This window comes from Caballeronia hypogeia (assembly GCF_001544875.2).
GTDB lineage: Bacteria > Pseudomonadota > Gammaproteobacteria > Burkholderiales > Burkholderiaceae > Caballeronia > Caballeronia hypogeia.
Window position 1 is genome coordinate 48,717 of the sequence record NZ_FCOA02000040.1, and the last position, 10,576, is coordinate 59,292.

The 10,576-nt window shown below is 59.3% G+C and carries 6 protein-coding genes and 1 tRNA gene; 6 read left to right on the forward strand and 1 reads right to left on the reverse strand.

What is annotated here, in order from left to right; all coding sequences use genetic code 11:
- Positions 1 to 2 precede the first annotated feature (2 nt).
- A complete protein-coding gene (gene tsaD, locus AWB79_RS34040) occupies positions 3 to 1,031 on the reverse strand; it encodes a tRNA (adenosine(37)-N6)-threonylcarbamoyltransferase complex transferase subunit TsaD (RefSeq protein WP_061171853.1) in 1,029 nt (342 codons plus the stop codon).
- An 89-nt stretch (positions 1,032 to 1,120) separates the two neighbouring features.
- On the opposite strand from tsaD, the gene AWB79_RS34045 reads away from it, so the two are divergent.
- From AWB79_RS34045 to AWB79_RS34070, 6 genes are all read left to right on the forward strand, one after another.
- On the forward strand, positions 1,121 to 2,347 hold the full coding sequence (locus AWB79_RS34045) for a BaiN/RdsA family NAD(P)/FAD-dependent oxidoreductase (protein ID WP_061171864.1): 1,227 nt from the start codon (positions 1,121 to 1,123) through the stop codon (positions 2,345 to 2,347).
- Between the two features lie 244 nt (positions 2,348 to 2,591).
- Complete coding sequence (locus tag AWB79_RS34050; protein ID WP_061171854.1) at positions 2,592 to 3,038, forward strand: GatB/YqeY domain-containing protein; 447 nt, start codon at positions 2,592 to 2,594, stop codon at positions 3,036 to 3,038.
- Positions 3,039 to 3,058: 20 nt separating this feature from the next.
- The gene (dnaG, locus tag AWB79_RS34055) at positions 3,059 to 4,942 is read left to right on the forward strand and encodes a DNA primase (RefSeq protein ID WP_061171855.1); all 1,884 of its coding nucleotides are present in this window, start codon (positions 3,059 to 3,061) and stop codon (positions 4,940 to 4,942) included.
- A gap of 452 nt (positions 4,943 to 5,394) precedes the next feature.
- Positions 5,395 to 7,458 carry an RNA polymerase sigma factor RpoD gene (gene rpoD, locus AWB79_RS34060; protein ID WP_061171856.1) on the forward strand — a complete coding sequence of 688 codons (2,064 nt, stop codon included), beginning with the start codon at positions 5,395 to 5,397 and terminating at the stop codon, positions 7,456 to 7,458.
- Positions 7,459 to 7,595: 137 nt separating this feature from the next.
- Positions 7,596 to 7,672, forward strand: a tRNA-Ile gene (locus AWB79_RS34065).
- Positions 7,673 to 8,295: 623 nt separating this feature from the next.
- Positions 8,296 to 10,212: a hypothetical protein gene (locus AWB79_RS34070; RefSeq protein ID WP_157695908.1), complete on the forward strand. Its 1,917-nt coding sequence runs from the start codon at positions 8,296 to 8,298 to the stop codon at positions 10,210 to 10,212.
- Positions 10,213 to 10,576 lie beyond the last annotated feature (364 nt).

A 10,576-nucleotide genomic window follows, 5' to 3' on the forward strand; every position in this document is an offset into this window, starting at 1 on the left:
GCTCAGGCGCGCGCGAGCGAGGTGAGATCCCAGCGCGGCTTCACGGTGAACGCGTAGTCGCGCACGGCCTGCTCGGGCCAGCGCGACAGGCGCAGCGCGCCGGCGAGCGCGATCATCGCGCCGTTGTCGGTGCACAGCGACAGATCCGGGTAGTGCACGTCGAAGCGGCGCTTCTCCGCCGCCGCCGACAGCGCCTCGCGCAACTGCCGGTTCGCCCCGACGCCGCCCGCCACGACGAGCCGCTTCAGGCCGGTCTTCTTCAGCGCGGCCAGCGACTTGGCGACGAGCACGTCCACGGCCGCATCGACGAAACCGCGCGCGAGATCGGCCTTCGCCTGCTCGCACACGTTGTTGCCGAGCTTGCGGCTCTGCGTGAGCACGGCGGTTTTCAGGCCGCTGAAGCTGAAATCGAGATCGCCGGAATGGAGCATCGGACGCGGCAGCGCGACCGCGCCCGGCGTGCCGAATTCCGCGAGCCGCGATACTTCCGGGCCGCCCGGGTAACCCAGGCCGAGCAACTTGGCGGTCTTGTCGAAGGCTTCGCCGGCGGCGTCGTCGAGGGTTTCGCCTAGCGTCTCGTAGACGCCGACATCGGTCACGCGCATCAGTTGCGTATGCCCGCCGGAAACGAGAAGCGCGACGAACGGAAACGGCGGCGGTTCGTCGACCAGCAGCGGCGACAGCAGATGCCCTTCGAGATGATGGATGCCGACGGTCGGCTTGTCCCACGCCATTGCGAGCGAATTGGCGATGCTCGCGCCGACCAGAAGCGCGCCCGCGAGCCCGGGGCCTTGCGTGAACGCGATCGCGTCGATATCGCCGCGCTGCGCGCCCGATTTTTCCAGCACTTCTTCCAGTAGCGGCAGCGCGCGGCGGATGTGATCTCGCGAAGCCAGTTCCGGCACGACGCCGCCGTAGTCGCGATGCATCGCGATCTGCGAATGAAGGGCGTGCGAAAGCAGACCGCGCCCGGTGTCATAGAGGGCGAGGCCGGTTTCGTCGCAAGAGCTTTCGATGCCGAGAACGAGCATGGATGTGAGGCGTCGGAGGGAACAGAAAAGTATAGCAGCGCGCGTACTTGTGCGTTTTCCGGCGCGGCGGGGAAGGTAAAATGCGCGCCATGGAATCTTTCGATATCGCCGTTATCGGCGCGGGCGCGGCCGGCATGATGTGCGCGGCCGTGGCCGCTCAGTCCGGGCGCCGCGTCGTGCTCATCGACCACGCCGAGCGTCTTGCCGAGAAAATCCGCATCTCCGGCGGCGGGCGCTGCAATTTCACCAACATCAACGCGCAGCCGGCCAATTTTCTGTCCGCGAATCCGCATTTCTGCCGCTCCGCGCTCGCGCGCTACACGCCGCGCGACTTTCTCGCCCTGCTCAAGCAGTACCGCGTGAAGTGGCACGAAAAGCACAAAGGCCAGCTCTTCTGCGACGACTCCAGCGAAACCATCATCGACGTGCTGAAAAGCGAGTGCGATGCCGGCGCGGTGGCGTGGCGGCGTCCCTGCGCCGTGCACGAGATCCGTCACGACGGCGCGCGCTACACGCTTGACACGAACGCTGGCGCGATCGGCGCGGCCGCGCTCGTGATCGCAACGGGCGGGCTCTCGATTCCGAAGATCGGGGCGACGGATTTCGGCTATCGCGTCGCCAAGCAGTTCGGCCACAAGCTGATCGACATGCGGCCGGCGCTCGTGCCGCTCACGTTCACATCGGCGGACTGGGCGCCGTTCGCGGCGCTCTCGGGGCTGTCGCTGCCAGTGCGCATCAGCACGGGCCGTGGCAAGACGCGCGGCGAGTTCGACGAGGATCTGCTGCTCACGCATCGCGGCGTGTCCGGGCCGGGCGTGCTGCAGATTTCGAGCCTCTGGAACACGTCGGAGCCGATTCACGTCGATCTGCTGCCCGACGCCGACGCCACGGGCATGCTCATCGAAGCGAAAGCGGGCTCGAAGAAGCAGATCGGCAATTTTCTGGCTGAGCATGTGCCCGCGCGTCTGGCGCATGCGTGGCTCGAAGCGCAGAAAGTATCCGTCGATGCACGTCTTGCCGATCTGCCCGACCGCACCTTGAAAGCGCTTGGCGCGTCGCTATCGGGCTGGACGCTGATGCCGAGCGGCACCGAAGGCTATCGCAAGGCGGAAGTCACGCGCGGCGGCGTCGACACGCGCGAGCTTTCCTCGACGACGATGATGAGCGAGCGCGTCGCGGGCCTGTATTTCATCGGCGAGGCGGTGGACGTCACCGGCTGGCTCGGCGGCTATAACTTCCAGTGGGCGTGGGCATCGGGCGTCGCGGCGGGCAAGGCCGCGGCGGAGTTTGCGCGGGGCGCGGCAACGTCCGTCTGAAGGCGCGCGAAGCGGGGTTTTGGCGAGTCTCGGAATGCGAACCCGTTTGCTATACTCAGACGGTCATCGGAGGATTCTCTCCGCTCTGGCTGGCGCTCACACGTAAGCGCGGCAAGTTTCGCCGCAACTCATGACGGCCCGCTAACGATCCCGCTTGAGGAGGCCTTCCCAAGCGGGTTTTTGCTTTCGCGGGATGCCGGGCGCCGGCTGGAATTCAAACTTTCGCAATTGCACCGGGTGAACGATGAGCCTCAAAGACCAGATCAACGACGACATGAAATCGGCCATGCGCGCGAAGGAAACCGAGCGCCTCGGCACGATTCGCCTGCTACTCGCCGCAGTCAAGCAGCGTGAAGTCGACGATCGCATCACGCTCGACGACGCGGGTATTACCGCCGTCATCGACAAGATGATCAAGCAGCGCAAGGATTCGATCAGCCAGTTCGAAGCCGCGAACCGCACCGATCTCGCCGACAAGGAAAAGGCCGAGCTCGCGGTGTTGTCCGCGTACATGCCCGAACAGCTTTCCGCCGATGCGATCGCCGCCGAAGTGCAGGCCGCCATCGCAGCGTCGGGCGCAGCCGGCCCGCAGGACATGGGCAAGGTGATGGGCGTGCTGAAGCCGAAGCTCGCGGGCAAGGCCGACATGACCGCCGTTTCGGCGCAGGTGAAGGCCGCGCTCGCCAAGTAATTTTCGCTGCTGACTGATCGGTGATTCCGCACGCTTTCCTGCAGGATTTGCTCAACCGCGTCGATATCGTCGACGTGGTGGGCCGCTACGTCCAATTGAAAAAGGGCGGCGCGAATTTCATGGGCCTGTGCCCGTTCCATAACGAAAAGAGCCCGTCGTTCACGGTCAGTCCGACCAAGCAGTTTTATCACTGCTTCGGCTGCGGCGCGCACGGCACCGCGATCGGCTTTCTCATGGAGCACACCGGGCTTACCTTTCCGGAGGCCGTGAAGGATCTCGCGCAGGGCGCAGGTCTGACGGTGCCGCAGGAGCCGTCTTTCAGAGGCGGTGGTGGTGGCGGTGGCGTCGAAAGCGGGCCGAGCAAGGCCGTCACCGTTGCGCTGACCGACGTCATGCAGACCGCCTGCGATTTTTATCGCAAGCAATTGCGCGGTGCGCCAAACGCCATCGGATATCTGAAGAAGCGCGGCCTGACGGGTGAAATCGCGGCGCGCTTCGGGCTCGGTTATGCACCGGACGGCTGGCAGAACCTCGAAACCGCATTTCCCGATTATCGGGATGAAAACCTGGTGGAAGCGGGTCTCGTCATCGTCAGCGAGAAGACGGATTCGCAAGGGCAGGCGCGTCGCTATGACCGTTTCCGCGAGCGCGTGATGTTCCCGATCCGCAACGTGAAGGGCAATGTCATCGGCTTCGGCGGGCGCGTGCTCGACGGCGGCGAGCCGAAATATCTGAATTCGCCGGAAACGCCCTTATTTAGCAAGGGCAGCGAATTGTACGGACTGTTCGAGGCGCGCCTCGCGATTCGCGAACTGGGTTACGTGCTGGTCGTCGAAGGGTACATGGACGTCGTCGCGCTGGCGCAACTCGGCTTCGCGAACGCGGTGGCGACGCTCGGCACCGCGTGCACGCCGGTCCACGTGCAGAAACTGTTTCGTCAGACCGATACGGTGGTCTTCAGCTTCGATGGCGATTCAGCCGGCCGGCGCGCCGCGCGTCGCGCGCTGGAGGCAGCGCTGCCGCACGCGGCGGACAACCGCACGGTCAAGTTCCTGTTCCTGCCGAAGGAACACGATCCGGACAGCTACGTGCGCGAATTCGGCACGGACGGATTCGGCGAACAGGTCGATCGCGCGATGCCGCTGTCGCAGTTCCTCCTCAACGAGGTGTTGAACGACAAGGAACTCGATCAGCCCGAAGGTCGCGCCAAGGCGCTCTTCGACGCCAAGCCGCTGCTTCAGGCGCTTCCGGCGAACGCGTTGCGGGTGCAGATCCTGCATATGCTCGCGGATCGGCTGGACACGCCGTTCACGGAAATCGCCGCGTTGTGCGACATCGACTCGCGTGCGGCGGCCGTCGCGCGAGCGAACGTGCCTAAGAGCGAGCGCCGGCGCGTGACAGGCCAGGAACAGCGGGCGCTGCGCAACCTGGTGATGTACCCGGGAATCGCGGTAACGCTCGAGCAGGAAAGCGAGCGCACCCTTGTAACGATGACCGAGCATGGCGAACTTTTCAGCGAAGTGATCGGGCACGCGCGCGAGCTCGGCGGCGACGCGGAGTTTCAGATGCTGTCGGACGTCTTGAGAAATGCAGCAAATGCGCCCACGTACGAAGATATCTTCCAGGAAATTCTCGCCTATGATGAAAACGTTCGCGATTTGCTGATGCGCGACCCGTCCGACGAGGACGCTGCGCAGCGCGTCGAAGAGCAGAAGCGCCTGCTAGCGGAAGAATTGCAGGCGACGGTGGTGAAGTTGCGGCACGACAGTTATCGCGCACGGCTAGATCAACTGGCGCGGCAATCCAGCCTCTCTGCAGATGAGGTGGCGGAGTTTTCGGATTTGTCGGCGAAAGTGGCGCAGATCAAGGCTGGGCGGGGCGCTGCGCCGGATGGCGCAAGGTGAGATGCTATAATTAAAAGTTCAAGAGGAATTGCTTTTTGTCAACTGTTCAGGCGTTTTCGTCGTGTTTTTGCGGCGAGTGAGCGGCAGCGGAAGGAGCGGTTCGCAAAGAGCATTCAGGCGTTTTTGCGGTAGACCGGCGCGTTTGGCCGGTTCGGAAAGAGAGGCAGGAAGGCGGGAGCTTTGTCGGTCGTCCGGAGTGTGGCGCACGAGCACGATTGCGTGGCGCGGGCCGCATAAATCACACGGAACGGGCGGAAAAGCACGCCGACGAACAGACGGGCGCAAGGGAAGCGGCTGCTATTGAGGGTAAGGGCGAGAAAGGCGATTCAAGCTCGTCCGATCCGCAATGGCGCCCCGGGCAGGGCACGCAGGACGAAGCAGCGTGCGCGTATTGGGTATTCACGGTTCCATCGGCTGTTGTCCAGCAGCCGCGAGTCGAGACTAAAGCCGGTATGGCGAACTCCATGACGAAAAAGCTGAACGATGTATCCGTCGAAGACGACGCAATGCAAAACGCAGAGTCTGGCGCCGCTCCTGCGGCGAAGGTCGAAAAGGCGAAGGCCCGCGATCGCCGCGCGAAGGAGAAGGCACTCCTGAAGGACGCGTTCTCGTCGAGCGCACCCGGCACCGTCGAGGAACTGGAGGAGCGGCGCGGCAAATTGCGCGCGCTCATCAAGCTCGGCAAGGAGCGCGGCTTCCTCACGTACGGCGAGATCAACGACCACCTTCCGGACAACTTCACGGAAACCGAGGCGATCGAAGGCATCATCAGCACGTTCAATGACATGGGCGTGGCGGTGTACGAGCAGGCGCCCGACGCCGAAACGCTGCTGTTGAACGACAACGCTCCGAACGCTTCATCGGACGATGAAGTCGAGGAAGAAGCCGAAGTCGCCCTTTCCACCGTCGATTCCGAATTCGGCCGCACGACCGACCCGGTGCGCATGTACATGCGCGAGATGGGCACAGTAGAGCTGCTGACGCGCGAGGGCGAAATCGAGATCGCCAAGCGCATCGAAGACGGCCTCAAGCACATGGTCATGGCGATCTCCGCATGCCCGACGACCATCGCGGACATTCTGGCGATGGCTGAGCGCGTGCAGAACGAGGAAGTGCGCGTCGATGAGCTCGTCGACGGCCTGATCGACCCGAACGCCGCGGATACGGACGGATTCTCGGAGCAGGAAGCCGAGGCGATCGAGACCGAGGACGAGGAAGCCGAGGAAGAGAAAGACGGCGACGAGGAAGAGGAAGAAGAGGACGACGGTTCCGCGCAGGCGAGCGCGAATGCCGCGCAGCTCGAAGCCCTCAAGACCCAGTCTCTCGAGAAATTTGCGCTCATCAGCGAGTGGTTCGACAATATGCGTCGCGCCTACGAGAAGGAAGGCTACAAGTCGAAGGCATATCTGAAGGCGCAGGAAGCCATTCAGACGGAGCTGATGAACATCCGCTTCACGGCGCGTACCGTCGAGCGTCTGTGCGACACGCTGCGTGCGCAAGTCGATGAAGTGCGTCAGGTCGAGCGTCAGATCCTGCATACGGTCGTCGACAAGTGCGGCATGCCGCGCGCCGAGTTCATCACGCGCTTCCCGGGCAGCGAGACGGATCTCGAATGGTCCGACAAGGTGGTCGCAGAAGGTCACGAATACGGCGCGGTGCTGGAGCGTAATATTCCGGCGATCCGCGAGCAGCAGCAACGTCTGCTCGATCTGCAGGCGCGTGTGGTGCTGCCACTGAAGGACCTGAAGGAAACGAACCGTCAGATGGCGGCGGGCGAACTGAAGGCGCGGCAGGCCAAGCGCGAGATGACCGAGGCGAACCTGCGTCTCGTGATTTCGATTGCGAAGAAGTACACCAATCGCGGTTTGCAGTTCCTCGATCTGATCCAGGAAGGCAACATCGGCCTGATGAAGGCGGTGGACAAGTTCGAATATCGTCGCGGCTACAAGTTCTCGACGTATGCGACGTGGTGGATCCGTCAGGCCATCACGCGCTCGATCGCTGATCAGGCGCGCACCATCCGGATTCCGGTTCACATGATCGAGACGATCAACAAGATGAACCGTATTTCGCGGCAGATCCTGCAGGAGACCGGTCTCGAGCCGGACCCGGCGACGCTTGCCGAAAAAATGGAAATGCCGGAGGACAAGATCCGCAAGATCATGAAGATCGCGAAGGAGCCGATCTCCATGGAAACGCCGATCGGTGACGACGACGATTCGCATTTGGGCGATTTCATCGAGGATACGAACACGGTGGCGCCATCGGATGCCGCGTTGCATGCTTCGATGCGCGACGTGGTCAAGGATGTGCTCGACTCGCTGACGCCGCGTGAGGCGAAGGTGCTGCGTATGCGATTTGGCATCGAGATGAGCACGGATCACACGCTCGAAGAAGTCGGCAAGCAGTTCGATGTCACGCGCGAGCGGATTCGGCAGATCGAGGCGAAGGCGCTGCGCAAACTGAGACATCCGAGCCGATCGGACAAGCTGAAGTCGTTCCTCGAGGGGAACTGAGCGCGCGGTTGTCCAGGGCTTGTATTGGGATGCGTTGTGAGGCAAACTCGCTACCCTTCGAAGGCCGCCCAGCGCAATGTTTGGAAGTGACAGAAAGCGCCGCACTCGGCGCTTTCTTTTTGCCCTTCACGCTCAAAGGGCCGGAAGCTTAACTGGTATAAGCTGTCGACTCATAATCGACCGATAGTGGGTTCGAGTCCCACCCGGCCCACCACGAGTATCGTTTTAAACTCAAAGAGTTAGCGTGTTTTTTGTCCCTCATGGGTGCCTTCAGGGACACTCCAGGGACAATTTCGGGGACGATGTGGGTCACGTACCCACTCGGGCCTCTCCATGCCGGGTCTTCCAGCGCGGCGTTTTTTCTCTGTCACCACTCCTTCCTCTTCGCGTGCCGCTGCCTCGCTGCGCCCGAATCCATGCATAGGCAACCGTAGGGCGACGGACCGGCCGAAGACCGTTGTCGACCCGCTGCGGCCGATCACGAATTGACGTGAATCACGACCGCTTATATTTGGAAGCCGGACGCTCGCACTCCACGCCCACCTCTCTCCGTCCATGAACGCCGCTTGCGGAGCCACATTGTTCTGTTTTCCTACCACGAACGCCGAGTGAAACTCCGGATACGATCATGGCTCGATTTGTGCTTCCTCGGAGATGCCATCGTGATCACTTTTCGTTGTCCTCGCGGCCCGTGCTCTGGCAAACTTCTCTGTGACCCACGTTGCGAGCCAGGCCAAAACTTGGCGCGAAAAGCGGACCAGTGCAAGCATGGCTGAATAACAGCGGCGAACGTCGTGTGATTCAGCCCGACGATTTATTTTTATGGAGCGTAATACGATGTATTTCTCCGGCCTGCGACGAGCAATTCAAGACGTTGAAGAAAAGAAATTTTATGACGTCGCGCTGCTGTTTCTGCAGAGTGAAGGGTATAGGGAACTCAGCATTATCGATGGAACGGGCGACGGCGGCAGAGATGTATCGTGCTCTCGTACGGATCTGCGCATTCAACTAAGCGTCAGAAAAGATTGGGAAAATAAAATTAATAGTGAGGCCGACGCCACGCGAACCGCGGGAAAGCGCCATTTGATTTACATTACAAATCGATTAATTCGTGATACTGATCTCGCCAATTTTCGAAATAATAAATATAAGCAAAAAGGCGAAGTGGAGCTTTCTGTATTTGATTTAAATAGAATTTCTACGAGTCTTTCTGCGCCGGGCGTCATTAAATCCGCATATGAAAAACTAGGTTATCTTGTTCAGGGGAAAATTACAGCAACACCTAAAGAAATTGCTCTTAGTAATCTTCTGCTATTTTCAAGCGAAGCAAAAGATTTGCGCCAAGACGTCATTGAGAGCAATATCCGAGCGTACATGTTCAAACATCCTTCGTCAAAAAATGACGATGTGGTATCGGCCATCGGCTCATCACTTCCCGGGGTCGATATTGAACACGACGCAAGAGGCGCTCTATCTCGCCTCATTGTCAAAGGCGATATCATTTCCAATGCCGGAGTCGTTGATCTTTCCGAAAACGCGAAAAAATTGATGGAGGCGGCTGAAGAGGATTATGCGCAATCGATTAGCAACGATATCACATCAATTTCAAATAAATATTCACTTTCAGTTGATGATGTGCGTCGATTAATTGAAGTGGCACTTGAAATTTCTGCTCGTGAAGGAGTGCTGAACGGCGACGGCATTCAGGAAACAGCGCTTGCAGATTTCATCTCCAATCATAATTTGATTCGCCGCAAAAATGATCTGTACGAGGACTTATCAAAGCTTTCGGTTGCCAGGGTGAGTCAGTACGGTAAAACTCTCGATCATATCTTTTCGGCCAATACGTTTGACATTTATCGAGCCCTCGGGCGAACGACTGATGTCCGGATGTTATTGGATTCGAGCGTGGCTATGCCACTAATGTTCGGCCTCTGCTTCGGCTCAGTAAGATCCAGATATAGCATTGCGGCGGCCGCTCTCCACCAGCTATGTCAAAGTCATAACATTTCAATCGCCGTTCCTCGCTGTTACGTCAATGAAATGGTGTTTCACGGAATAGAGGCGCTGAAATTCGCGCAAACCTACACCGCGCTGAATGAAGCGAACAAGGCAGCCTTAAAAGCATCGAGCAATTCGTATCTCAGCCACTACAGCCACCTTCGCGAGCGAGGGGAGTTGAAAGAAAATTATTCTTTGAAGGATTTTCTCGCTCATTTTGGACTGTCAGGAAACGCTCCCCCGCGTAAAGTCGAAAACACGATTGAAAGTATTCTCGAAGACTTTGGCATTGAAATCATCTCTACTGGCCGATGGGATGCAGATATACGTCAAGAAATCGCGGAAGGGAAACCGGGAAGCCCTCCCATCATCATCGATCATGATGCTTCGGTTTGTACATTCTTGAAAAACAGCGTGGATGAAGGATTTATTTTTTCCACGTGGGATAAGGTAATGATGAGCGTGGTCGAGGGGAAATCGCGCATTTTTGCAAGCTCGCCATCACGAGTCGCAGACTTCCTTTCAATGGCTGGCGGCTCCGAGATGGAAAGTGCTCAGAGTTTCAACCTTCTGGGATCTCTGCTTTATTGTGACGAGAGAAAGGCAGCGGCTCTTGCTGAAAGAATCGAGAGGATTGAGTCGGCGGAAAAAGCGTACGAATATCAGAATCTTGCAGCGGCGGCTCGGGGCGCCGCTGACGATGACGGCGGATCTCAAAACAATTCGGCGAATGACAACGCTTACAAAGGCTAACTGTTTCGCCACATTGGTCAAATGGATTCTGAGCAAAGCCGGAGCGCAAAACACTTAGGCTACTTCTGGTGTTGCAGAGGTTCTGGAAGGGATTGAACTGTCCCTGTCTAAATTTGCGTTGCGTATAACGAATAGCCGCTCAACGTCCCTTCTGGGGGAAAGCCTCGCCACTCGAGCAACGGATAAATCGCTCGAGTGGCTGACCGGTCATGGCCGATCGCAGCCTGGTGTCCATCGGAAAACGGGTTACGGTGCCCGTTTTTCGCGCCAAGCGCCCTGTTTATCATTAGTCGGGCCTGAATAATTCGGTTTGCGCGGTGCCGTCTCTCATGGGAGGAAGGGCAGTGCAGCTGAGCGTTTGAGT

What these genes read in the sequence shown, in the direction of transcription:
- tsaD (WP_061171853.1), bottom strand. Translation starts at nt 1,031, where the DNA reads ATGCTCGTTCTCGGCATCGAAAGCTCTTGCGACGAAACCGGCCTCGCC.
- AWB79_RS34045 (WP_061171864.1), top strand. Translation starts at nt 1,121, where the DNA reads ATGGAATCTTTCGATATCGCCGTTATCGGCGCGGGCGCGGCCGGCATG.
- AWB79_RS34050 (WP_061171854.1), top strand. Translation starts at nt 2,592, where the DNA reads ATGAGCCTCAAAGACCAGATCAACGACGACATGAAATCGGCCATGCGC.
- rpoD (WP_061171856.1), top strand. Translation starts at nt 5,395, where the DNA reads ATGGCGAACTCCATGACGAAAAAGCTGAACGATGTATCCGTCGAAGAC.
- AWB79_RS34070 (WP_157695908.1), top strand. Translation starts at nt 8,296, where the DNA reads ATGTATTTCTCCGGCCTGCGACGAGCAATTCAAGACGTTGAAGAAAAG.